Source organism: Nostoc sp. (assembly GCF_036919615.1).
Lineage (GTDB): Bacteria > Cyanobacteriota > Cyanobacteriia > Cyanobacteriales > Nostocaceae > Nostoc.
Map to the genome: position 1 here is coordinate 1 of NZ_JBALCN010000073.1, position 24992 is coordinate 24992.

General features: G+C 44.6%; 24 protein-coding genes and 1 pseudogene. 12 read left to right on the plus strand and 13 right to left on the minus strand.

The window, feature by feature from the left end:
• Positions 1 to 105: 105 nt before the first annotated feature.
• On the plus strand, positions 106 to 252 hold the full coding sequence (locus V7K48_RS21070; RefSeq protein WP_335075151.1) for a hypothetical protein: 147 nt from the start codon (positions 106 to 108) through the stop codon (positions 250 to 252).
• 165 nt (positions 253 to 417) lie between these two features.
• Here the strand turns inward: V7K48_RS21070 and V7K48_RS21075 are convergent, their stop codons facing one another.
• Genes V7K48_RS21075 through V7K48_RS21080 form a run of 3 tightly spaced genes read right to left on the minus strand, consistent with a single transcriptional unit; the run spans position 418 to position 1730 of the window.
• Complete coding sequence (locus V7K48_RS21075; RefSeq protein WP_335075152.1) at positions 418 to 540, minus strand: hypothetical protein; 123 nt, start codon at positions 538 to 540, stop codon at positions 418 to 420.
• Entirely contained in the window at positions 489 to 725 is a 237-nt protein-coding gene (locus tag V7K48_RS35105; protein ID WP_442949453.1) for a Tn3 family transposase, read from the minus strand. The genes V7K48_RS21075 and V7K48_RS35105 overlap by 52 nt, the downstream gene beginning before the upstream one ends.
• 21 nt (positions 726 to 746) lie before the next feature.
• Positions 747 to 1730 (minus strand): AraC family transcriptional regulator, encoded by a 984-nt coding sequence (locus V7K48_RS21080; RefSeq protein WP_335075172.1) that lies wholly within the window; start codon positions 1728 to 1730, stop codon positions 747 to 749.
• 356 nt (positions 1731 to 2086) lie between these two features.
• Here V7K48_RS21080 and V7K48_RS21085 point away from each other — a divergent pair, with 356 nt between their 5' ends.
• The 7 genes from V7K48_RS21085 (at position 2087) to V7K48_RS21115 (ending at position 6768) form a co-directional block, all read left to right on the plus strand.
• Positions 2087 to 2938: an aldo/keto reductase gene (locus V7K48_RS21085; protein WP_335075153.1), complete on the plus strand. Its 852-nt coding sequence runs from the start codon at positions 2087 to 2089 to the stop codon at positions 2936 to 2938.
• Between the two features lie 86 nt (positions 2939 to 3024).
• A complete protein-coding gene (locus tag V7K48_RS21090) occupies positions 3025 to 3504 on the plus strand; it encodes an aldo/keto reductase (protein WP_335075154.1) in 480 nt (159 codons plus the stop codon).
• 21 nt (positions 3505 to 3525) lie between these two features.
• Positions 3526 to 4509 (plus strand): aldo/keto reductase, encoded by a 984-nt coding sequence (locus tag V7K48_RS21095; RefSeq protein WP_335075155.1) that lies wholly within the window; start codon positions 3526 to 3528, stop codon positions 4507 to 4509.
• 43 nt (positions 4510 to 4552) lie between these two features.
• Entirely contained in the window at positions 4553 to 5344 is a 792-nt protein-coding gene (locus tag V7K48_RS21100; RefSeq protein WP_335075156.1) for a carboxymuconolactone decarboxylase family protein, read from the plus strand.
• 15 nt (positions 5345 to 5359) lie between these two features.
• Positions 5360 to 5482, plus strand: coding sequence for a hypothetical protein (locus V7K48_RS21105; RefSeq protein WP_335075157.1), 123 nt, complete (start codon positions 5360 to 5362; stop codon positions 5480 to 5482).
• 50 nt (positions 5483 to 5532) lie between these two features.
• Positions 5533 to 6540, plus strand: coding sequence for an aldo/keto reductase (locus tag V7K48_RS21110; RefSeq protein ID WP_335075158.1), 1008 nt, complete (start codon positions 5533 to 5535; stop codon positions 6538 to 6540).
• A 96-nt stretch (positions 6541 to 6636) separates the two neighbouring features.
• A complete protein-coding gene (locus V7K48_RS21115) occupies positions 6637 to 6768 on the plus strand; it encodes a hypothetical protein (protein ID WP_442949454.1) in 132 nt (43 codons plus the stop codon).
• A gap of 247 nt (positions 6769 to 7015) precedes the next feature.
• On the opposite strand, the gene V7K48_RS21120 is transcribed toward V7K48_RS21115, so the two are convergent.
• The 5 genes from V7K48_RS21120 to V7K48_RS21140 form a co-directional block, all read right to left on the minus strand.
• The gene (locus V7K48_RS21120; protein ID WP_335075159.1) at positions 7016 to 9190 is read right to left on the minus strand and encodes an ATP-binding protein; all 2175 of its coding nucleotides are present in this window, start codon (positions 9188 to 9190) and stop codon (positions 7016 to 7018) included.
• A 410-nt stretch (positions 9191 to 9600) separates the two neighbouring features.
• Positions 9601 to 10095, minus strand: coding sequence for a peptide-methionine (R)-S-oxide reductase MsrB (msrB, locus tag V7K48_RS21125; protein ID WP_335075160.1), 495 nt, complete (start codon positions 10093 to 10095; stop codon positions 9601 to 9603).
• A 113-nt stretch (positions 10096 to 10208) separates the two neighbouring features.
• Positions 10209 to 10886 carry a peptide-methionine (S)-S-oxide reductase MsrA gene (msrA, locus tag V7K48_RS21130; RefSeq protein ID WP_335075161.1) on the minus strand — a complete coding sequence of 226 codons (678 nt, stop codon included), beginning with the start codon at positions 10884 to 10886 and terminating at the stop codon, positions 10209 to 10211.
• Positions 10887 to 11415: 529 nt separating this feature from the next.
• The gene (locus V7K48_RS21135) at positions 11416 to 13152 is read right to left on the minus strand and encodes an ABC transporter ATP-binding protein (RefSeq protein WP_335075162.1); all 1737 of its coding nucleotides are present in this window, start codon (positions 13150 to 13152) and stop codon (positions 11416 to 11418) included.
• A gap of 565 nt (positions 13153 to 13717) precedes the next feature.
• Positions 13718 to 14989, minus strand: a complete 1272-nt coding sequence (locus V7K48_RS21140; RefSeq protein WP_335075163.1) for a lipid-A-disaccharide synthase-related protein — start codon at positions 14987 to 14989, stop codon at positions 13718 to 13720.
• 373 nt (positions 14990 to 15362) lie between these two features.
• Here V7K48_RS21140 and V7K48_RS21145 point away from each other — a divergent pair, with 373 nt between their 5' ends.
• Both V7K48_RS21145 and V7K48_RS21150 read left to right on the plus strand, forming a co-directional pair.
• Positions 15363 to 15950 (plus strand): PAS domain-containing protein, encoded by a 588-nt coding sequence (locus V7K48_RS21145; protein ID WP_335075164.1) that lies wholly within the window; start codon positions 15363 to 15365, stop codon positions 15948 to 15950.
• Between the two features lie 962 nt (positions 15951 to 16912).
• Positions 16913 to 18700 (plus strand): fasciclin domain-containing protein, encoded by a 1788-nt coding sequence (locus V7K48_RS21150; protein WP_335075165.1) that lies wholly within the window; start codon positions 16913 to 16915, stop codon positions 18698 to 18700.
• 102 nt (positions 18701 to 18802) lie between these two features.
• Here V7K48_RS21150 and V7K48_RS21155 read toward each other — a convergent pair whose 3' ends face one another.
• The 4 genes from V7K48_RS21155 to V7K48_RS21170 form a co-directional block, all read right to left on the minus strand.
• Entirely contained in the window at positions 18803 to 19468 is a 666-nt protein-coding gene (locus V7K48_RS21155) for a class I SAM-dependent methyltransferase (protein ID WP_335075166.1), read from the minus strand.
• Between the two features lie 908 nt (positions 19469 to 20376).
• Entirely contained in the window at positions 20377 to 21309 is a 933-nt protein-coding gene (locus V7K48_RS21160; protein WP_335075167.1) for an alpha/beta fold hydrolase, read from the minus strand.
• A 19-nt stretch (positions 21310 to 21328) separates the two neighbouring features.
• Positions 21329 to 21835 (minus strand): DUF4112 domain-containing protein, encoded by a 507-nt coding sequence (locus V7K48_RS21165; protein ID WP_335075168.1) that lies wholly within the window; start codon positions 21833 to 21835, stop codon positions 21329 to 21331.
• A 95-nt stretch (positions 21836 to 21930) separates the two neighbouring features.
• Positions 21931 to 22827, minus strand: coding sequence for a YihY/virulence factor BrkB family protein (locus tag V7K48_RS21170; protein ID WP_335075169.1), 897 nt, complete (start codon positions 22825 to 22827; stop codon positions 21931 to 21933).
• A gap of 168 nt (positions 22828 to 22995) precedes the next feature.
• On the opposite strand from V7K48_RS21170, the gene V7K48_RS21175 reads away from it, so the two are divergent.
• Positions 22996 to 23475: a hypothetical protein gene (locus tag V7K48_RS21175; protein ID WP_335075170.1), complete on the plus strand. Its 480-nt coding sequence runs from the start codon at positions 22996 to 22998 to the stop codon at positions 23473 to 23475.
• 79 nt (positions 23476 to 23554) lie between these two features.
• Positions 23555 to 24784 (plus strand): tetratricopeptide repeat protein, encoded by a 1230-nt coding sequence (locus V7K48_RS21180; RefSeq protein WP_335075171.1) that lies wholly within the window; start codon positions 23555 to 23557, stop codon positions 24782 to 24784.
• 61 nt (positions 24785 to 24845) lie between these two features.
• On the opposite strand, the pseudogene V7K48_RS21185 reads toward V7K48_RS21180, so the two are convergent.
• A pseudogene (locus V7K48_RS21185) lies at positions 24846 to 24992 on the minus strand (IS630 family transposase); the annotation flags it as partial.

A 24992-nucleotide genomic window follows, 5' to 3' on the forward strand; every position in this document is an offset into this window, starting at 1 on the left:
GTCGATTGAATATGCTGCCATTTCTTAATAATCTTCTTTTTTACATCTTTTAAGTTTATGACTTTTGTGGCAGTTTTGATATCAAATTGCTGTAAGTTGACACCAATGCCACCAGTATTTACCCAACAACGCTTTGTCGTTTATATTACTATGCGTTGGGCATCTGGTGGCTATCTTTTTTTCTGCGTGCTAAGTACAGTTTTGCGTAAAAGCGTAGCGTTTTTAATGCAGGGGAATGCATTGGCATTGTAAGCTGACCATTAACATTGTAAGCCGACGCATTAACAATGTAAGCCGACACATTAACAATGTAGCCGATGCATTAACAATGTAAGCCAACACATTAACAATGCGGCCGATGCATTAACAATGTGAGCCAACGCATTGGCATTGCAGGGTATTACCAAATTTAATTCGCTACGAATTAATCAAATGCTGTGCTAAGTTCGTCCAAACTTTTACCAACACCATCACAGTCCCTGGCAATATTACACTTGTCCCCGAACCTTCTTCAATTGCCAGCACAGTAGTCTTTGGCATTTTTGGTGGCAGCTTAATACTAAAGTGCAAACTAAAAAAGCTAAAGTCTTGTTGATCTGGCGATTCAGCCTACGGCGATTGGTCTCATTGGCATACCAACGCAGAATATGAACTGTCTTGATCAATCTGCCATATTCCTGAAGTGCCCACGTTAAAGGATGTTTGCGTGGAAATGATTTCTGCAAGATTAGGACATCTTGAGGAGATCATATTGAACTAGCAGTCTCCCTAGCAGCTTCTCGCAGCCGCTCCACATCGCGCATCGGTGGTGCACCAAAGAGCCGCTTGTACTCCCGGTTGAAGTGCGAGGCATCATCGTACCCCACTCGGTAGGCAGCACTGCTAGCGTCAAGGTTTTCCCCCAGCATCAGACGACGAGCCTCCTGGAGCCGCAGTTGCTTCTGGAACTGCAAGGGACTCATTGCAGTGACAGACTTGAAGTGATGGTGAAAACCCGAAACACTCATTCCAAGCTCTCGTGCAATGCTTTCAATCTTGATCGGCTCGTTAAAGTCTTTACGAAGTCGCGCGACAGCTCTTGCTATGTAGTAAGTGTAGCCACCCAGAACTGCAATATGACGCAGCCGATTACCTTGCTCTCCCATCAGGAGTCGGTAAATGATTTCCCGCTTAATCAGTGGTGCGAGAACATGAGCTTCAGCAGGGGAATCTAGAAGCCTGACAAGCCGTACCACAGTGTCCAACAGATTTGCATTCAACGGACTTACGTCAATCGCTTTCACATCAGCACGGCTGCGCGATGAGGGATGCCCTGCATCGACCATCACTGAGCCAACGAGGGTGGGGTCAAGATCGAGGCGAACGCTAAGGTACGGTTGCTCCTTAGACGCTTCCAGAATTTGGCTGACAATCGGCAGTTCGACCGTAGCAAGCAGATAATGCATCGGGTCGTACTGATAGCGATCGTTGCCCAGAAGGATTTCTTTGCTGCCCTTAGCAATTACACAAAAAGCAGGGACAGAGACACTATGACAGGGTTCCGCAGGTGAGGAGGTGCGGTTGAAGTGCAATCCTTTCAGCGGCTCAATCGTCCCATCATTACGAATAGCCTGGGTAATCCGCTCAGTCAGTTCGTCTCTGTTGGCTTGCGCTCTATCTGCCTCGCGCTTTGCCTGCTGATCGTTCATTAAATCGATATCGGACTTTTCACTCATTTTGGCAGCATTCATTTCTAAATTTGCAGGATTGTACAACGATTTTAGACGATCGTTATATTCCTTATTCTTCAGGATTCTTAGAATGAAGCTAAAGCAACGAAAAATGATTTCGGCTTCTTGTAAGCATTCTAGATTTTTATTTAACGGGACTTAAACATTTTTGAGGAACAAACAAGCCTCAAACCCTACAGGGTAAGGGAAATACACCAAATACTTAAAAATGCCCCAAACCCAGATGTATCAATAAACTAAGCAAAACTTGGCAATAGCCATCTGGAAGTTTCGGTTCTTGACCTTAGCTGTACAGAACTGAGCTACAGCTGCCATTCTCGCCGATATCGGGTCAAGCTGCGGTAAAAGGAGAAATTATGCAGAAGGTTGTCTTGAACAACGGGTTGGAAATGCCCATTTTGGGATTCGGTGTCTTCCAAATGACTGATCTGGAAGAGTGCGAAAGAAGCGTCTCGGACGCGATTAAAATTGGCTACCGTCTGATTGACACGGCAGCTTCTTACGGCAACGAAGAAGCCGTCGGCAAAGCCATCCAAAAGAGCGGCGTGGCGCGAGACGAGATTTTCATTACCACCAAGCTCTGGATTCAAGATGCCGATTACGAAAGCACCAAGAAGGCTTTCCAACGATCGTTGGACAAGCTGAGATTGGATTACCTAGACTTGTATCTGATCCACCAGCCTTACGGCGACGTTTACGGTGCGTGGCGGGCAATGCAAGAGTTGTATCGAGAGGGTTGCACCAAAGCCATCGGTGTCAGCAACTTCTATCCCGATCGGCTCATAAACCTTATCATTCATAACGAAGTGGTTCCGGCGGTAAATCAAATCGAGACCCATCCCTTCCACCAGCAAATTGAAACCCAAAAACTTTTACAGGAAAACAAGGTTCAGATCGAATCCTGGGGACCCTTTGCGGAAGGTAAGAACAACATTTTCAGCAATGAACTACTACTTTCGATCGCCGGGAAATACCAGAAAACCGTTGCTCAGGTGATTCTGCGCTGGCTGACACAAAGAGGAGTGGTTGCGATTCCGAAATCTGTTCGGACGGAAAGGATGGTTGAGAACTTTAACATTTTCGATTTTGAGCTAAGTCCCGAAGATATGAATGCGATTATCTCGCTGGACACGAACAAGAGCAGCTTCTTCGACCATCGCGACCCCGACATGGTGAAAATGTTAGGAACTGCCAAACGCAACACCTAAGCCCCTGAAGACAACAAAGGGCCACACGCAAAACGATTTTATTCCAGATAACTGGGGCGCTACAGCCCAAAAGAGGTGTCACTGACATGAACAAAACACGAAACGACCCCAAGAGAGAAGACAACCCTCCTATGCCAAATCGTCGCCAGTTGCTCGGCGCGGGACTGAGACTGGCCGCAGCGTCGGTGCTGGCTCGCCGAGACACGATCGCGCAGGCCCAGCAAGCCGGACAAGCTGCCGGGGCGCAGGGCGCCGCAGGACAAAACGCCAATGAGTCACAGCAAATGGCGCGTCGCAGACTCGGCTCTTTGGAAGTCTCGACCCTCGGACTCGGCGTTCAAAACATGAGCCGCACCTATCAACAGACGATCCCCACCCGATCCGAGATGTTCAACATCATTCGGACAGCCTTTGATCGTGGCATCACCTTTTACGACGCGGCGGAGGCTTACGGGCCGCATGAGGTGGAACGAATCTTGGGCGAAGGCGTGGCTCAGGTCATCCTGCGCTGGCTGACGCAACGCGATGTGGTAGCGATTCCCAATTCGGTGACTGAGGCGATTTGAAACCAATAAAGCAGAAGTATCATGCAAAAACGTAAACTTGGAAACAGTAATCTGGAAGTCTCGGCGATCGGGCTGGGCTGTATGGGGCTGAACCATGCCTACAGCCATACCCTCAGCAAGCAAGAAAGCATCTCTCTGCTCCAAGCCGCAGTGGAGCATGGCGTCACATTCTTTGATACAGCCGAAATATATGGGCCATTCACCAATGAAGAATTGGTAGGCGAAGCGCTCAAACCCTACCGCGATCGCGTCGTCATTGCCACGAAGTTTGGCATCAAGTTACAGGACGGTAAACAGGTGCAGAACAGTCATCCATCAGGAATCAGGGAATCCGTAGAAGGTTCGCTGAAGCGATTAAACACTGACGTGATTGATTTGTACTATCAGCACCGCGTGGATACCCAAGTGCCGATCGAAAACGTAGCCAGAACCATCAAAGACTTGATTGCTGAAGGCAAAATCAAACACTGGGGGCTTTCAGAAGCGGGTGTACAAACCATTCGTCGGGCGCACGCAGCTCAACCGCTAACTGCCGTTCAGAGCGAGTACTCCCTGTGGTGGCGGCGTCCGGAAGAAGCCTTGTTGCCTGCCTTGGAAGAGTTGGGAATCGGTTTTGTGCCGTTTAGTCCTTTGGGTAAAGGCTTCCTGACGGGCAGTATCAGCAAGGACGCGAAATTCGACAAATCCGACTTTCGCAGCATTGTTCCCCGGTTTACGCCAGAGGCTCTCGATGCCAACCAGTTCCTGGTGGATTTGTTGAAAGAGGTGGCGAACCAGAAGAAAGCTACAGCAGCGCAAATCGCCCTGTCCTGGATACTGGCGCAAAAACCGTGGATTGTGCCCATTCCCGGCACGACCAAACTGAGCCGCTTGGAAGAAAATATTGGGGCAGCAGACATCGAGCTGACGCAGGACGAATTGCAAAGCATCGACGAGGCATTGGCGCAAATTACAGTCGAAGGCGATCGCTATCCAGAAGAGTTGGAAAAGCGAACGGGATTATAGACGGAATTGCCAACCACAGAACGGTGACTCAAAGGAGATGCGTATGACAAATACACCGCAGAAGGACGGAACTCAATCCTCTGTAAGAATCAGTGAAGCGGCACACAAACATCACGAAGAACTGTTTCCAAACCACAAATCAACCCTCAAAGTAACCGACCCTGAACTGATCGAAGTCTTTGACAACTTCGCCTTTGACGAAGTAGTTGCTCTCAGCAAGCTGGATACAAAGACAAGGGTCATGCTGATTCTGGCGTCTATCATCGGCAGCCAGACAGTCAGCGAATACAAGGTTATGGTGGGCGCTGCGCTCAATGTCGGAGTAACGCCGATTGAAATCAAGGAGATCCTGTATCAGTCGGTATCCTATGTCGGTATGGCGAAAGCATTTGACTTCGTCCATGCCACTAATGAAGTGATGATCAGCAGGGGCATTCAATTACCTTTGGAAGGGCAATCGACCACCAGCCCAGAAACACGCTACGACAAAGGGCTGGCAATACAGAAAGCTGTGTTCGGCGAGACGATCAATCAAATGTATGAGCGATCGCCCAAAGACCAACTGCACATTCAAAGGTTTCTGTCTGCCAATTGCTTTGGCGATTATTACACCCGCAATGGCGTAGACATAAGACTCAGGGAGCTGATCACACTGTCTATCCTCGTTGCTTTGGGAGGGGTTGAATCACAGATAAAGGGGCACATTCAAGGCAACCTGAATGTCGGAAACGGCAAAGACATACTCCTGGATCTGATTACACAATTGTTGCCGTGGGTGGGATATCCCCGAACCCTGAATGCGTTGAAATGCCTTCAGGAAGTGGCGACGGAGTAATGGCGATGATCACGATTGACTAGCGAAGAATATGACATTTCGCTGACTGTAGCAGACTACATCGGCGAGATAAACGACTGCTGCGGCAATACCGCCGACTGGATGGAACAGGTCAGCGACGAACAATACCAGACCTGATCGTAGATTAAAACAGTTCGACCTTTAAATCAAAGACAGGAGTTCAAAAAATGCAGAAGCGCAAACTTGGAAACAGCAACTTAGAAGTCTCGGCTATCGGGCTTGGCTGCATGGGAATGAGTTTTTCTTATGGCCCGCCCAAAGACACGCAGGAGATGACCGCTCTTCTGGGCGCCGCTGTCGAACGCGGTGTTACATTCTTTGACACCGCCGAGGTCTACGGTCCGTTCACCAACGAAGAGCTTGTGGGTGAAGCCCTCGCTCCCTTCCGCAAACAAGTGGCGATCGCCACCAAATTCGGATTCGACCTGAGTCCTAATCACGATCCTCGTGGAATGACGGGTTCGCCCGGACTGAATAGCCGACCGGAGCACATTAAACAGGCTGTAGAAGACTCGCTTAAGCGACTCAAGGTCGAGACAATCGACCTGCTCTATCAGCACCGGGTTGACCCGAACGTGCCGATCGAAGACGTGGCAGGAGCTGTGAAGGAACTGATTCAGTCAGGTAAGGTTAAGTACTTTGGACTCTCTGAAGCCGGAGTGCAAACAATCCGTCGCGCGCACGCGGTTCAGCCGGTCACTGCTCTCCAGAGCGAATACTCGCTGTGGACCAGGACTCCGGAGAAGGAAGTGATACCGACCCTTGAAGAACTCGGAATCGGCTTTGTCCCGTACAGCCCGCTGGGCAAGGGCTTTCTCACTGGCAAGATGGACGAAAGCACTACATTCGACAGCTCCGACTTTCGCAGCACCCTGCCTCGCTTCACGCCAGAGGCTCTCAAGGCGAATCAAGCCCTGATTGATCTGCTCGGCAGCATCGCACAACAGAAGCAGGCGACACCTGCTCAGATCGCACTCGCCTGGCTGCTGGCCCAGAAGCCGTGGATCGTGCCGATTCCGGGTACCACGAAGCTGCATCGCTTGGACGAAAACATTGGGGCAGTCTCAGTCGAACTCACACTCGACGATTTGCATGACATCGATAACGCCGCGTCCAAGATCACGGTGCAAGGGGCTCGGTATCCCGAAAACCTGGAGCAAATGACCGGTCGCTAAACGGCAAAAAATGTTTTCTCTGGTTGCATTCCATAGCTCACTAAGCAAGGTAACATGTGCAATGCAGCCGAGAGAAGACCAAGTGAAGGAGATTTTATGAGCAATAACATCGAAGGAAAAGTTGTTGTGATCACGGGTGCGAGCAGCGGACTGGGCAAAGCAACGGCTCGGCTTCTACTTTGTGCTGGGTGCGCGGCGCACCGACCGCATCCAGGCATTAGAATTTAAACACTCTCTGATGATTCGATGCAAAGTTTTATGTTGTGATTGGCACGAAAGCACGAAATTGTGTTGACTCTTGCTCGCTTTATGGTTCAAAAATTTTCCCAAATTATGATTCAAAGCACATTTGTGCATAGTAGGCTATTTTGAATTTAGCTTGTCACAAGCTGAAACACTTTTTTGGCTCAATCTTAAGTCTTTGATATTATCGCGAATGAAATCATTTCGCACTAAAACTGATAATTTTAACTGATTAGCTAATTTCTCTTTGCCATAAAATATCTGCAACTCTCGTCATCCCAGCTTTTAGATGGCGGCGATAGGTACTGAAAGGCAAATCTAGTAACTCAGCTGCTTGTTCTTGGGTGGGGGCAGGATTTAAATAAGTTCGATAAACAGCGCGGTAGAGTTTTTCGTCACGCGGGGATGATTGTAAATATTCAACTGCTTGTTTCACCAGATTTTGTAAAGCGTTAACGCGTTCGCCTAATGTGTCCAAAGGACTCTCGTTCACACTTGCTTTTGTAGCAACTTGTTCCTTAACTAAGCCAGAAAGCATTTCATGCACGCTTCGCGATCGCACTAAGGGATTATTCTGTAATGCATCAGGACAACTAAAGTTACGTAACGCATTCTGCACCGCCTCCACAAATTCTGGCTGACTAAGAACTAACAGAGGTTCACCGACTGGAGTATTGTCTACAGATTCTCCGACAGTTGTAACCTCTTTTCGTGCCAAAATTTCCTTCCATGCCGCAGGTGAGACAATTCGCCAGTCATGTCCATAAACACCATACTGTCTTCCCCCAACTGCAAAATCAGCTTCACAAAGTCGTGTTAAGTCGAAGTAGTTTAACATTGCTGTCCAACTATCCGCTTGGGCACAAGGTAGAAAGGTGTATGCTACCCCCGGTGTATTCTGAAAATACTGCACAAAATTAATGAAAATTAGACTTTGGGTGGGGGAAACAGCTTGATAGGTGTCCCGCGCCATCCAGAAGCGGAAAATAGTTGCGCCTTCGCTAGAGCGTAATGGTGTATGGGTTTGGAGATATTGCCAAGATGCAAGAGCGCCCGGATCTACACTAAAATCTTCAACAGTTGCTGTGTGCAATGCCACCATCATTGCAAATCCCGCAGGTTCGGAGTGCAAGTCACGAAATACTACTACATTCTGCGGTTGGCGCTTCAACCAGTGATCAGCTATTTTTGCTGATTCTTCACCTTCGTATTGTGCCACCATCCCCAGCAGTGCGGTTTTGTCAGTTTCCCGTAATGAGTCAGTCAATAAACTACTTTGCTCACCCCAGGTGAAACAGGATCGAATCGCCGAGTTATCCCGATGCAAGAAAATATAATCAAGTAGCACTCGATGCTTTTCTTGCCCTTGGGTTTGTCCTAATTGTTTAGTATAGTATTGACGCGCCCGGTGGTGTAATTCAGTATAAAATTCCGAATTACGCCAACGCAAATCAGCAATTAAAACTTCGCGTGCTAAATCGTGGGGAAATAAACCCAATTGCCCTGATTCGATAAATGACAGTCCGCGCAACCACTCAAATAAATCGTGAACATCAAGTATTTCCCCTAAAGAGTCAGCCGATACAGCCAAAGTATTTTCCGGCACAGCCAATATTTGATTTAGTGCAGCTTCAGTAGTCAGCCGGATCACTGCACAAGCTTCTAAAGCCATCCGGTGTGCGGGCGTTGGTACTTCTTTTATGAATCTTGACAACAGTGTTTTAACAACATTGGGGGCAGATTCTGCTTGAAAAGAGATTTCTTTTCCCTGAGCAAACACTTCAGCAACCAAAGATAATGCTAGAGGATGTCCGTGGGTAAAATCTAGAATCGCCTGGTGTCGTGTGGTGGGAATATCTCGTGTGGTGAGATAAGTTTGACTTTCTTCTGGGGTAAGGTTGCGTAGGGGCAAAGTGTGCATCAAAGCTTGCCAACCTGGATCGCTACACCAAAGTGATGAGGGGGGATTGCGTCCAGCAATCACAATTAAGGTATTAACAGACAAATGGGGTAAGAATACTTCCCGCAACCATTCATCTAGCTGGGTAATAGCTTCATAGGTATCAATTAAAATTACATGACGTTCAAGTCTTTGGGCTAGCACATGCAAAGGAGAATCTGATTCATTCAATCCCATTAACGATCGCAACGTGCTCACAAAAGATTCTGGCGCAGCTTCTATATTACGTCCTTCTACGTAGATAGTTGATATTTTTGACTGTTCACAAAACCGCAAAAACTGCTGCATGAGGGTTGTCTTGCCCACACCACCAGGGCCAAAGACGTGCAAAATGTGAAAAGGTAATTCTTTTGATGCGATCACATCAAGAAATAGCTCCAGTTCCCGCCCACGTCCTACAAATCTGCGATTTCGTTCTGCACTTAGTCGCTGTAATAGAGATGTCATTGGCATCCCTTCCTCAAATTTTACGTAGGATTACTGTTTTAGAGTATGAAGGATATTTTTGATTTATAAAATCTACTGTGACAAAATTTACAATTTCTACATACTACACTCTGTATTTATAAGTAGTTATTGGCAGCTAATAACGATACCAGCCGTGTTTTAGGATTATTCGTTATATGGCGTGGATCTGGATCTTTGGGCTGGTATCTTTTTTCTTCGCTTGTGCCTTGGATTAATTTTCAACTTAGATTCACAGCTTTTTGATTTCCAAAACCGCTTCCCTCAGCTATCCAATCACCAAATCTTACCTGACTCGCCCTTTCAGTACTGACGGGAGTTCTATAAACTATGAGTTTGGTGATTATTTTCAAATTCCCAATTAAAAATTCTACAGTAGAATTGGTAAGACTTTAATCTTGAACAAACTTCATCGCCACACCATTCATACAGTAACGCTTGCCAGTCGGCACAGGCCCATCATCAAAGACATGACCCAAATGCCCACCACAACGATGGCAATGTACTTCAGTTCGGGTCGTCATAAAAGAGTTATCTACTGATGTACTAACTGCCCCATCAATCGGTGCATAAAAACTAGGCCAGCCTGTGCCGCTGTTGAATTTAGTTTTAGATGTAAACAATGGTAAGTTGCAGGCAGCACACTCATAAGTCCCTTTAGCATATTGTTTATCGAGTGGGCTGGTGTTAGCTAGTTCAGTATCATGTTTCCGCAGCACATCGAACTGTTGGGGCGTTAAAATCCGATGCCACTCTTCGTCAGTTTTAGTGATTTCAAACTCATCTTTTGTAATTGCTATAACTTGTGACCTCCCAGTTAAATACCGTGATAACCATACTGTACCAACAATTGCTGCGCCAGCTTGTAAAAAATATCGTTTTTTCATAATTCCGTGGCTGATTTAATTACTTGAGTCATCTGTATGAGTGAAGAGAATTTTTAAAGTCAAGGTGATCGCTATTGAACAATAGCAAAAGTATCTTTGCCAGAAAGCCATACCTACTTATACAGATTGGGGAACTGTGATTTTAGTTGAGCCAACTTCGGCAAATCATTTACCACCACGTAGGGATAATTCGGATTGCGGTCAATAAAGTGCTGATGGTACTCCGAGGCTTTATAAAAACCCTTCAAAGGGAGTAGTTGAGTAACTATCTGCTGATGAAAAGTATGTGCTTTGTTGAGTTGATTAATATAATTGAGCGCGACCCGATTCTGTTCATCGTTGGCAAAAAATATGACTGAACGATATTGCTTTCCTGAATCAGGGCCTTGTCTATTCAACTGTGTTGGGTCATGTGCCACAGAAAAGTAAATTTTCAGCAGTTGACCATATGATATCTGTGATGGATCATAGGTGATTTTTACTGACTCTGCATGACCCGTCAACCCAGAACTGACAAGTTCGTAGTCTGCTGTTACTGCACTTCCACCAGAAAAACCAGAGACAACATCAGAGACACCTTTGAGATGCTCAAAAACCGCTGACATTCCCCAAAAGCATCCTCCTGCGAAAACTGCCGTCTGTTTTCCTTTCGCTGTAGAATTTGAGATATCGGTGGTGGGATTAGGAAGGATTGCTTCCGATGCACCACGAACAAGTACAACCGATATCAGCAAAATAATGGACAAACTAACTAGTAAGTATCCCTTGAGGGTAAAACTGCGAGTTGACATAAAATAGCTGATTTTTTCTGACTGTAATCATCACCATAAAATTAATTTCTGAAAGTAACATTAGAGAAACATTAGAAGTTGCCGAGATAATTCTAGATATCGATGGCGGGTACTATCTATTGACAATATTTTGGCTGAAATCCAATCGGATCGGCAATCCATTTTAGAAGTTGCCACTACCAAGGGCTGGTAATGCAATTTGTCCTTAGGTGGAATGAGTTGAAGAGTAAGCTTTTCCTGCCTCAAAATTTTTGGACAACCTTGGCATCATCGTCCCACTCATAACACTGTATCTGCATTCATATAGCGTAGGCGCAGCCCGCACTTCTCTACAAGACGCTCTTGCTATTCGACGTTCGCGCTAGCGTCTTTGTTGGCGCAGCCTCTCCGTCAGGAGAAGGAGAAGTGGTACGAGAGACATGGTTCGACTGCGCTCACCAGCCGCTCAGTGACCATCGTAGACATCGCTTGACTAATTCACTCATTACTTATTGATTAAAAGCTGGACGGACATTAACTTGACAATGCCCTACTCAGCTGTAGAGTAGAACTGTTGGGCGTAAAAATGGGCATACCGTCCTTCCTGAGATAGTAGGGAGGCGTGGGTACCAGCTTCAACCACCTGTCCTTGTTCTACTACGAGAATGCAGTCAGCACGACGAACGCTGCTCAAGCGATGGGCAATAATAAACACGGTACGGTTTTGCATCACTCGCTCCAGCGCCTCTTGAACTAGTGCTTCTGATTCCGAATCCAGGGCAGAGGTGGCCTCATCTAGGATGAGAATTCGCGGATCGTTGGCGATCGCTCTGGCGATCGCTAATCTTTGGCGTTGTCCTCCGGATAGGTTAACTCCCCGTTCGCCCACCCAGGTATGATAACCCTGAGAAAACTGGGTAATAAAGGAGTGAGCGTTGGCTATCTTTGCTGCTGACTGAATCGCTGCTAAATCTAATTTTTCCTGACCGTAACCGATGTTTTCAGCGATCGTTCCCGAAAAAAGGGTAATGTCTTGGGGAACAATCCCAATTTGACGGCGCAGGCTGGTGAGTGTAACGTCACGGATATCAATATTATCAATCAGAATTTGACCCGCCTGAGGGTCATAAAAGCGAAGTAAAAGGTTAATTAACGTCGATTTGCCTGCTCCTGAAGAACCAACCAAGGCCATGACATCACCTGGAGAAGCGTGCAGGCAAAGATCCTTTAGCACTGGCTCGTGGGGATTGTAGGCGAAATTGACATGACGATACTCTACCTTGCCAATAACTCGTGACATTTCCAGAGCATTCGATTTTTCGCTGAGGCTAGGCTGCTTCGCCATCAGTTCAAAGATGCGTTCGACGGAAGCTTCAGTCTGTTTGTACTCGTTGTAATTGCTAATCATCATGTCGATTGGCTGAATCAGTAAAGCCACAGCAGCTAAGAAACTGATAAACCCTTGAGATGTCAGCTGATTCTGAGAAATCTGCCATCCTCCCAATAAAAATAGCAGCATAATACTAACTGCTTCCAAAAAACCGACAACAGGAAACTGAATGGATTTGAGTTGTTGAGTGCGATACTGAGCCTGACGATTGCGTTCTGCTTCCTGATTGAATCGCTTCACTTCATACTCTTGTGCCGCAAAAGCCTGAACAACGCGAATCCCACTAAATACTTCAGTTAGCAACGCAGACAAATTGGAAACCTGATTTTGACTCTGGCGAGATAGCACGAGTAATCGCTGACCAAATTCTCCGATCAACCAAGCCATGAGGGGAGCCAAAATCAAACCTGCAAGCGTGAGCGGCCAATTCAGGTAGAGCATGTAAATGGGAATCACAATTAACTGCAACAGATTGGAAAGAAACTGATGGGATAACTTGTCAATAATCTCGCCTACCCGGTCGATATCTTCAGTTAGGCGATAAGTGAGGTCTCCCGTCTGTGTGGTTTCAAAATAATCCAATCCGAGTTTGTGCAGGTGAGCGTAAACTCGCTTACGCAAGTTTAAAGCCATTTCCAGAGCAGCAGCGATCATAAAGACATTCTGCCCGTATTGACAAAACCCTCGAACTAAAAATACTAAAGTGGCTAGTCCGAGCCAGTAGGCAATCTGCTTAACATTTCCCTGACCAAGAAAAAAAGCGACCTTACCTGCTAAATAGGGCACTGCTAGGGTGAACAACACAAATCCTAAAATACAAGTTAATCCCCGAATTAACAGCGGCCATTGGGGCCACAGATATGGCAACAGTTGCCAGTAGCTAGAGCGGACTTTCATAGTTCAATTCTGTATGCTTATATTCTGCCAGCGCTGCAAGGTATCCCTTCCATGATTTATCCAACAATCTCAAAATTTATTGTGCAACCTTGGCAGATAAACTTTTCTCCTCTTGAATTGGCTGCATTAACTTATCCATCTGATTGGAATATGGCACTATGACCATAGATAAAAATTGCCGAATGCAATAATTAGCAGCTTTCCACACATAACATCTTTTTGCTCCCATGCCGGATGATTTTTACAGCTATTTTCAGCTAAATAAACCACATCCTCTTGGGCACAGAAAAAGCTCATTGGTGTCAACTTAAGCTCAAACCCCTTTAATACCTAGTTAAGAGCCTCTGGCTGGAAATACACTTCAATTGCGGTGCCGCTAGTTTTGAGGCAGCAGCCCCCCATTAGGCATTCCCAGTTGGAGACTCTTAACGAGTCCTGAGGCAATCTCTGAAGGACTTATCTAGACAGGCTTTCATGTTAAGTTGACACGCATGAGCATTGCTGTATCCCTACGACAGATGTAGTTCAAATACATGAAAACTGCTGTAATAACTCGCTGTTTTACCTACATTCTGTTATCCTTACCTTCATTATTGAAATTTGGCAGCAACAGTAATTTCTCTTCAGTTTCTCCTAGATAGGTTAGTAGAAAGCGGGCAATTCTCTTAGATGCGCCGGGCGGGCCAAATCGCTCAGGGCCATTTTCTTTGCACTTAGCGAGATAGTCTGAATCTTGTAAAGTCTCAACTACTCGTCGAGCCGCTTGCTTAAGAATCTCAGGGGTTGCTGGCTTAGTGCCGATGGTTTGGGCAGAAATGCCCAACAGCCGTGTTTGCGCCTCTGCAAATTGATAGGTAAATTGAGGGCCCTCTCCAGGAATCTGGATGATAGGTTTGCCGATCGCTACAGCTAGATCCACTGCCAACCCTGCCATGCCAATGATGAGGGTAGAGTAACATAGGATGTCACTGAAGGCATCTGAATAACATCTCACTTCCACAATCGGTGATTCGTCAGCAGAACTTCCTGGAAGAGAATAAGTGAGTATGCCTTGAGTCAGTTGCCAACCTTGACTTTTGGCAATGTCGTCGAGTTGCTCCATCAAATCCGGTATCAAGGCTGCACGAAACTGTAATCCTGACTCAGGCATCACCTTGGCGATTTCTACTACCAGTTGCAACTGCAAACAGAAATTTCGCGCCGCTTCTGGCATCCGTGATCCTGGCAAAAGAGCGATCGCTCGCTCGTTCGGTTTCAGGTGCAAGTTTTTGCCAGCAGGGACGAGCCAATCTAAAGCTGGAATGCCACCAAACTGAGCTTTACTTAAACCTTGCCGTTGAAGGTCATAAGCCGTATAAGAATCTCTGGTGAAAACTGCCAGACATCTAGAAGAATTAAGGTCGTGCCACAGAAGCGGATTGAGTGATAATCGCCCTTCGTAGAGCGCAGAAAGACAAGAGATAAAGGAGACAAAGGGGCGCTTTGTTAAGTAAGCAAATGTCTGAGAGACAACATCCCCAGTAGCCATAATCAAATCGCAATTGGGAGCATAATGCAATACTGCTTGTAACTGTCGCCACGTTAATCCAATCAATCCCGATTGAAAATCTTTGAGCAAATAGAGGCGCTTCATGTAAAAGAATCCCCCAGAGGGCATCCTTTGCGTCGGGCCAATAATGGGAATGTTTAAGCTGCGGTAAGCTTTTCCTTCCCCGACAATCGGCATTGCTGCCATATCAAGAGAAGGACACAATTGGCGCAAGGTTTGAATAACATGAGAGGTATGGTTGTCCTCTCCGTGGCCGTTACTGATAAATAAGATTCGCTTAGAAGGCATCTTGGTATTTGGATAGCAAAAGGGAAAAAACAGCGAATTTTCTCTTATTTTATGGCTCTCGTAGCATTATTAATAAGCGTACCTTCGGCTGATTGCCGGCAAGTTGGGAATAATTAGCGAATGCCCCCATTGTTTGGAGATGAACGAGGATTAAAGGTGGATCAACGAGGATTATAGACTCGTTCACGAGGATTAAAGGTGGATCAACGAGGATTATAGACTCATTAATGAGTATCAAAGGTGGATGAACGAGGATTAAAGGTGGATAAATTTAGCTATATTCAGCCTAAAGGTGGAAGATATTGCCATAAAATTTATGTAAGTATGACCCGCGGAATCTTAGATTAACTTTAAATTTACTTAACTTTTTAGAATGTCAGACGCGGAAAAGTCCCAAAACCAGCTGGCTAGTGACAAGCTGCTACACCGACAAGTTAGTAAAAAAGCAAATTATTCTCTAGTAGCCAGGAAAGAAGAGGGAATGGTGCTTCAGTTGGCTGATGGCACTATCCAGGCTTGCAGTGCAACTTGCGATCGCATTCTGGGACTGACCGCAGAACAGCTTGTGCAGCAAAATTTGCTTGCTCCCAGGTGGCATTTTATTTATGAAGATGGCTCTTTTTTCGGAGGTGAAACTCACCCAGCGATCGTTGCCCAGAATACAGGTAAACTTTGCTTGAATGTGGTGTGTGGCTTTTATAAGCCAAATGGTCAGCAAGGGGAGCTATTGTTGTCTTCACAACCTCTGTTCCAAGCTGGAGGAACTACTCCCGACGCGATCGCGACAACTTTTTCGGATATTACTGAATCTAAGCAGGCGCAGCTTGAAGAAAACTGTAGCTGTACTGAAGATACTCAACAAGTTGATGCAGATGAATTTGAGGCACTATGGGATAGTCAACGTCTATTTTTCAACAAATTCCTGGCACTCTTCTGGAGATACCCTAAATTTATCACTTAATTGAGTAGCGAAATTCTGATGTTAAGGGACTGATTAATAAAAAAATACTCAATTACTCTTGTGAGGTAGGCGACACGAGCGCCCGTAGCCAAGGGCGGACTTTTCGGTTCACCCCACAAGATTGGATAATTTATTTGTTGTCAGTCGCTAATTACGAAATTGCTCAAGGTTGGGGCTATAGACCAGTAGAAATCCAGGCAATGTGCAAGGAGTTATAGTTATAAGCAAAATCAGATCCAGATTAGACATCTGACAAAAATCTTAGTTTATCTGTGGATTCATTTTCATAAAATTCTCTTTTGAAAAAAAATAATTCCTAGCCAAAAATCTTGGCGCAATCATGCTCGAAAATTTTGATTGCGATCGCTAATTTCCAGTCTAGCATTTTAAAATTTCCCATCACGGACAACTATCTAAAGAGTGAAAGTTTTTTCTCAAAATCCAGCCCTTAGTTAGTGGTATAATTTTGATCAAAGATTAACAATACAGCTTATCGCCAAGACAGATTTTATTTCTTTAACCTTGCTAAAGATCATGATACATTGAGCTTGACGAAATTAACCCTCCTCGGCAATTATAAAGAGACGGCTATTAAAAGCCACTTTTCCTACTGCTTGACTGCGATTTTAGAACTGATAAAATCGCCTACTTGCAGTAATTATCTTTATTATTGCAACATACCATATCACCACAGTATCCTTAATAGTGTTATCTGCGGTTTTTTAAAAATCAAATAGAAATCCTATACTATGTGGGGGTGTGGTGAACATTTGGATAAATGTTATGAGATGTCAGAGCAGCTACTCATAATGTCCAACATTTGAATTTTCCAGAGTTAACGGTTGTATTTGTGGTTTCCATATCGGGGCAAACCAAACAATTATCTCGATATTTGTATTCACTTAACCTTGCATCCAGTATTTTCCATAGTCAATCCAAGAATTTTAAAAGAGGATATTTCCATGTCTAGTTTCTCTCATTGGTCATCAGCAAAGGTTGCTTTGCTAGTTCTGGGAATGACAGCCCCTATAGTAACTCCCATCGTAATTTCTGCACCAGCTTTATCTCAAAATACTGTTCCATCTGCGACACCATCACCTACAACACCATCGTCTGACACACCATCACCTACAACACCATCGTCTGACACACCATCACCTACAACACCATCGTCTGACACACCATCACCTACAACGCCAACACCTACAACGCCAACACCTGCTTCAACAGTTAACTTATCTGATGTTTCCTCAGATTATTGGGCGCGTCCCTTCATTCAAGCCCTAGCTGACAATAACGTGATTGCTGGCTTTCCTGATGGCACCTTTAGGCCGAATCAAGCTGTGACTCGTGCTGAATTTGCCGCCCTCATTCAAAAAGCTTTTGGTAACCAAAACCGAGTTCGGCAATTAAGCTCAGGTGGATTTAGTGATGTCCCTGCTAACTATTGGGCGGCTTCTGCAATTCAGAGCGCCTATGAAACTGGATTTCTGGCAGGCTATCCTGGGAACGTGTTTAGACCAAATCAAGAAATTCCGAGAGTGCAGGGGATCGTTGCTTTAGCAAGTGGTTTAGGTTTAACTCCTAGCAGTACTGGAGCAAGTAGTGATCTGAGCACCTACTACAATGACGCCTCAAGTATCCCGAACTATGCTGTTAATAGTGTGACAGCAGCAACACAATCTAATATTGTTGTAAATTATCCAGATATAAAGCAACTTAATCCGCAACAGTCCCTAACTCGTGCAGAAGCTGCGGCACTCTTATATCAAGCTTTGGCTAAACAGGGAAGAGTGCAACCCATTGCGAGCAATCTTTCAGCTAGTCAATATATTGTCGGTGGAACTAAAACTGGTACCGATATTGTTTCTATTGCTGCATCCAGTAGTTCTTTTACAACTCTGACTTCTTTATTAAAGACAGCTGGTCTAGCAGATGTTCTTCAACAGCCGGGCCCTTATACAGTCTTTGCTCCCACTGATGAAGCATTTGCTGCTTTACCTGCTGCTACCCTACAGCAGTTACAGCAACCAGAAAACAGAGACGCATTGATTAAGATTTTAAGATATCATGTGGTTCCTGGTGCAGTTACTACTAGTCAACTCTCGGCTGGAGAACTGAAAACCTATGAAGAAAAACCTGTAAATATTAAAATCGATTCCGCTAACAATCAAGTCGCGGTGAATAATGCCAGAATTATCCAGCCAGACGTGAAAGCTAGCAATGGTGTTATCCATGCAATTAACCAAGTCCTGATCCCGCCTGATGTTAACATCAGTAAGTTAAATCAACCACCAACAGGAACTAATGGGCCTGATGTTAAAGTAGGTAGAGCTACTCGTGGTGGCAGAAGCTATATCGGAGTTGGTGGTAACATTGGTTTGAGCGGCAACGATACAGCTCTGAGCAGTGGTAACTTTACAGTGATCAGCAAACTTGGTCTGACAAACTATCTATCAGTGCGACCATCGGTGATTTTTGGGGACGATACAATATTTTTAGTTCCCGTAACTTTAGATTTTTCTCCCCGTAAAGCAGGTTCGGTGGGTGAAAGAACCTTTGCTATATCTCCTTACATCGGTGCTGGCGTAGCAATTGAAGCTAACGCTAATACTGATATTGGATTACTGTTAACTGGTGGTGTAGACCTTCCTCTCGGTTCTAAACTTACACTAACAGGTGGTGTAAATGCTGCTTTTCTGGATGACACTGATGTAGGGCTACAATTAGGAATTGGCTATAACTTCTAAATAAATAGAAGTAGAACACGCGTAGGGGCGCACAGATGTGCGCTCCTACTGTATTCCAGCAGATAGAAAACAGCTATAACAGTAAGTTGGCATCAAACTGGATTAAGGTCGCTTGATGGCTAAAGTAAGTCCATCGGCGATGGGGACAAGGGAGAGGGTAACCCGTTCGTCATGATGTAACTTCTGGTTGAGCGCCCGGATAGCTTGGGTAGTTTCATTTTGATTTTGCGGATCAGCAACTTGTCCTGACCATAAAACATTATCAATAGCAATCAATCCACCTGGACGCACCAATTGCAGCGATCGCTCATAATATCCATCATAATTTTCTTTATCGGCATCAATAAAAGCAAAATCAAAGGTCTCGGCTTGCCCAGTTGCCAACAGCGCATCTAAAGTTTCCAAAGCTGGTGCCAATCGTAGATCGATTTTATCGGCAACTCCGGCTTCTTGCCAATATCGGCGGGCGATCGCAGTAAATTCTTCACTCACATCAGCAGCGATAATCTTGCCATCTTCAGGAAGGGCTAAGGCAACTGAGAGTGAGCTATAACCTGTAAACACTCCAACTTCCAGAGTTTTCTTGGCTCCAATGAGCTGTACCAAAAGTCTCATAAACTGCCCTTGTTCTGGTGAAATCTGCATTCCACCTCGCGGATGGCTGGCGGTTTCTTGGCGTAACTTCCGAAGAATCTCCGGTTCCCGTAGCGAAACGGATAAAAGGTAATTATAGAGTTGGTTATCAAGACCTATAGACTGTTTTGGCATGGGAGATCAGAGAATTGAAAGAATCTACAGTTATACTATCGCCCAAGAATGGTTTATCAGGAATCCCTAAGTAATAGCCAGTTTAACCCCTGCGTCAATTTGGCTAGATAATTTCTCAGGAATTGGCTTATTCATTAGTAGTGATTTGGCTCCATAGTTGGGCTTGATAAATTATCGGCTCTTGATTTAAAGGGGGTTCAGCTATTATCTGCAAAATCGGATTAGAGTTATTGTAAACAATCCAGCGATCACACAAGGATAAGTATAATTCAATTAAGTTCTTTCTTCCTCCTTTGTAGCGACGGCGAATAGTATCTTCAGAAATGTTGTGACCGCCACTTTATACACGTCTGCGTACCCGTGCGATCGCTAATTCAGGACTTTGTAACCAAAAGTAAATTAAGTTGATAAAGGTTACTTATGAACAATTAGGAGATTTAAAAACCTGCCAAAATGGCAACCTGATTCTGATTAACCAAGTTAAATTATATGAAGATAAACGACTTTAAGGGTTTTGTTATCAGGGACTACCACGGAAAAATTCCTTTTGTAAAACACTATCTTCTAAGTGATTTACAAAAATAAAAAACTATCTATACTAATTATTTACAGAGGATTTTTCTCAGTAGATAAATATCAATAATTAAGTTTGGCATTTGCTGCAACAGGAATATTAAATGCGTGCGGGCGTTGTTGTTGAAGTACGCATTAGCCCCCAACTAAAGGGCAACGTCTGTATACATTCCTGTTCACTTCAGCGGCAAATGGCAGAGTGGGAGTTTGAAAGCTGACTGATATGCTTCCTCCCACTCTTTTTATTTAGCGTAGGCGGAGCCCACCGCAGGCATCGCTCTCAGATATGCCAATTAAAAAAACAGCCATCAACTTAATTAGAACATAAATTGTTTTTATAAGTCACTATCCCGTAAAAATTCAAGAATCGCTGCATTCAATACTTCAAAAGCACCAGTTGAGGCATCATGATAGCAGTTAGACAAAATTTGTAATTTGGAATTGGGGATATGCTGATGCAATTTTTCACCATGACTAGCAGGAAACCAACTATCTTGATCACCCCACAAAACTAGTGTAGGACACTTAATTGAACTCAGGTTATTTTGAATTTGGGTGAGCATATTTGGCTTATTTGCTTGCCAATTCTCAATTTCTCGCGCTGCTATTTGTAACTCTTCGGCGACTTTCGCAACCGTACCTGGCAGCTCAATAAACGGGTAAGTTATCCAATAGACATCTTCCTGTGTCAAAATTGACGGATCAAATAATACCCCACGTCTTTCTATTGCCATAATTTCTCTAAATAGAGGTGCAAACAAATATGCCAGCCTTAAGGAGTCAATTGTTTGCATTATTTCTAGGGGCATTTGGGCAAGTAACCACATAGCCCAATGGGGTAGATGTTCAGTAAAAATAGGTACGTTTACTACTACAAGCTGCCCGATTAACTGCGGATGTTCTTGAGCAAGGGCAAGGGCAACTAATCCCCCCAGAGATTCAGCTACAATCACTGCGGGTTCATCACATAATGCCTGAATAATTCTTTTAAACTCAATAACTTGATGACTGTCGTGTTCTCTACGAGACAATGGTTTTTCAGAAAAACCAAAATTTTTGGCATCAAAACAGATTACCCGAAAATATTTTGATAATGGTGCTATACTGTGGCGCCAATTATAGCTCCAACTCCCCATACCATGTAATAAAATTAATGGTTTACCTTTACCTTTTTCGCCATAAGCAATTTGTACAGGATACCCTTTAGCATCAGTAATAACTAGACTTTGCCGCCCTTTAGGAAAAGTAGCTTGCCACCAATCTTTCATTCCATTATCAATAAATAATTTAACCGCCAGTTAAGGCGCTCCACAATATTCTAATTAGTATTACTGGTAATGCCACTAAAACAATGGAGATTAGCAACAATCCAGCCAAAACGGCAAAGATAAACCACCTGTCTGCACTCTTTTGCTGGCTAGGAAACTTTAAGTACTCTTCCAAGAGCTTGATATTATAGGTGTTAGCTGTCCAGGCAAAATCAAAAAAGTCTCCCAAAACTGGGACAGCACCTACCAAGCCATCAATGATCACATTCAAAACCATTTTGCCTAAAGTGGCTCTAGATACACCCAGCCTCGCTGCTTCTAGGATGATGTAGCTAGAAAACATGACTCCCAAAAAATCACCACCAATAGGTATCATTCCGATAATTGGATCTAGACCAAAACCAATTTTCGTACCAGGAATGGTAATAACATTATCCAGCAGCCGACTTAACTGACGCAGGCGCTTCAAGGTGGGTGCTTTGTTATCAGGTTCAATCATTGAAAATCGAGGTGGAGAATCAGACATAAAGGCGATCGCTAGCTTTGGATTGAATCGTTAGATATTCTACTTCCCTAATCAGCTTTAGCAAAAGTTTTCTCAGGGATTTATAGCTATATTTACTATTTTCCGGGAGGTTCTGACTGTGCTTTTGGGCGCATATCTTCGCCGACAGTCACGTTCAACTGATCGCCGATTAACAGAACAGCAGCGCTCATCGACAGCCAGAGCATTAAAACTATCACAGCCCCTACTGCACCATAGACTTTATTATAATTCCCAAAATTCGCCACATAAAGCCGAAATAGGGCAGACAATATTGCCCAGAAAACAGCTGCTAAAATTGCTCCAGGCATCATTGGCGTGCCTGAGTTCCACTCGCTTGGGCCATAGCGATAGACAAAGCTAAAGGCGGCGGCAACAATACTTAAAGCTAAAGGCCAGCGTAACAGCTGCCAAAGATGCACCAAGAAGATTAAAGAGCCATTTTCGCGCACTACCATTCCCAATAGTAGGTCGCTGGTAAACACTAACAAAGAAGCCAATACTAAAAGCAACATAGTACCGACTGTTAATCCCAGAGAGACGAGCTTGGCTTTCCAAAAAGGGCGGATGTTTTCTGGAGGAATTTGGTGGATTTGGTCGAGGGCTGTCATAGCGGTACTCACTGCCCCAGAAGCAGTCCAAATTGCTAATACAAAGCTCAGAGAAAACAAACCGCTGTTTTTGGAGTTAGTAATTTCTGTGGTAGCAAAATCACGAATCAGATCCAGTGCTTGTTCAGGTAGGACTTGACTAAGTTGATTCGCCAATTTGTTAAAGGTGGCTTGCAAAGATTCTGCCAATAAGCCAATGGCTGTGATCAGAGCCAGAATTGCTGGAAACAGCGATAACATGGCATTGAAGGCGATTTCTGAGGCAAGTCCCAAAAGTCGTCTTTCGATTGTCCTCGCAAAAGTTTTTTTGAGCGTCTGCCAATTTAAGTGGCGAAAGAAGCGGATAAAACGAGGCTTTGGCATGATTCAGAGTTAAAACTGGTTGGGTTTGTTAACTACTTTCCCAAATTTGGGGTAGCGATCGCATCTATATTTTTACCGCAAGAATACCGAGTGGGGGGAGAGTTCTTGACTAATGACCATTGACTAATAACCATTGACTAATAACCATTGACTAATAACTATTTATTTATGAATCAAGATTTAACACAACAGTGGTTGACAGAAATCCAGGTACTTAAAGAGCAGATGGCGGGACTTCAGGGCGATCGCGATGCGGCTTGGGAAAGTGCTCAAAAATGGCGTCAGCTTTACAACACAGAAGCAGAACAACGCCGCACAGATGCCCAACTGTCCCAACAGGCGATCGCATCCCTGAAGGCAGACCTGCATAAACTCCAGGGTCTTGAGGTTGAGACACTGGCTGCTGGGACACCAGTAACAGCGATCCAACAAGAAATAGAACACCTAAAATCTGTGGAGGAGTTGCAAGCTCAACTGATTGCCGTGATCAAAGAACGCTCACGCCTGTTGCAAGCTTTGAAAACTGAGCAGGATAACCACGCCCAAACCCGCAATAGCCTTACTACTGCCTTGGGTGATGCTATTGATAGCTTGACACGCGAACGAGCATCAAAACAACAAGAGAAGGGGAAAACTTCTAACTCCTAACTGAGTATTGGCAATAATAGGGGATGGGGATAATAACCAATTATCTCATGCAACTAATTTAAGGTAAGGTAAAGTACCCATGCTCAGGCGCTTAATTGTAATTGTTACTGCCGTAACACTCTTTAGCAGCTCCTTGACACTGGCAGAGAGTAAAAAGCCCAAACCACCGGATAAATTTCCTCCTAGTCCCCTAGAAATTACCACACCCGATCCACTGTTACCACGTTTGCCCAAGGATAAACAGCCGTTAACTCTCGAAGAACAGCAAAAGTTAGAACCAGCGCTGGATGCCTTAAACCAAGAAGCAGCGGCGAAACTGCAAGCAGGGGATCAGGTGGCGGCGTTTGAAATTTGGAACCGGGAACTTCGCTTGCGGCGTTTTTTAGGTTCATCACTAGAGGTGCAAGCACTATCACGAGTCGGGGCGATCGCCTGGAAGCAAAACGACAGCCAAGAAGTACAATATATTACGCAGCGATTGCAAGCAATTCAAAAGCAGGTACAATCTCAGAAAAAAACTGCCCAAATTGATCTCGAATTGTGGCGATCGCTAGGGCAAGCTTACCAAAATGTGCGATCGCCAAAACTCGCTCTAGAAGCTTACGACCAAGTTTTGCTAGTGGTGCGACAGCAAAAAAATACAACAGCCCTAGTAGAAATCCTCAAGACAATTGGAGAACTAAATTTGAGTTGGTTTGATTATCGCAAAGCTGCGCCAATCTACGAGGAATTGTTGGGTTTAGCTACTTCTGTTGGCGATCGTGTAAACGAGCTAACATATCTGCAACGGCTGGCTGAGATTTACGAGCAGACAAACCAACCACAGCAGTCATTAAATGTACTTAATAAATTAGCAGAAATTTACGTCAATGAAAATAATCTTACTGAAATACCAGAATTAAAACTAGCGATCGCTTCAGATTACGAATCTCTAGCAAAGAAAGATCCTAACTTACTGCTAGAAGCTTTTAAAAATTATCAAGAAGCTTATACAACTGCTTGGCAATTACAGGAGTACGTTCGTGCTGGTGAAGCTTTGCAGAAGTTAATTGCACTGTATCGTTCTCAAGGACAAACAGACGAGGCTTTGCAGGCTAGCCAAATTCTTGTGCAGATACAGGCAGAAGCTGCCAACTTTTACGGGTTGATGCAAGCTTATGACCAAATTGGGCAATTGTATCTAGAACGTAAAGAGTTTCCTCAAGCACTAACAGCTTTTCAAAAAGGGTTAGAACTAGCGCACCAACTCAAACATCAGGAAGCATACTTTACTGGGCAAATTGAAAAAGTCTCAAAAGCAAATTTGTAACCAATATTAGAGGATGTTTAGAAAGTCTCAATTCATATTAGCCTTGGCGACTAGTAGTCTGTCAGGGTTGAAATGAGAAATAGAGTCGTTTAAGCTTAATGCGTGCATCAACAGTTGTAAAACGCCAATCAATTGTTCGCAATTGACTATTTCTGCGTTGCTCCCAAGCCATTGTTTCTCGTTGTAAAGACAGTTGATCGGGAATACG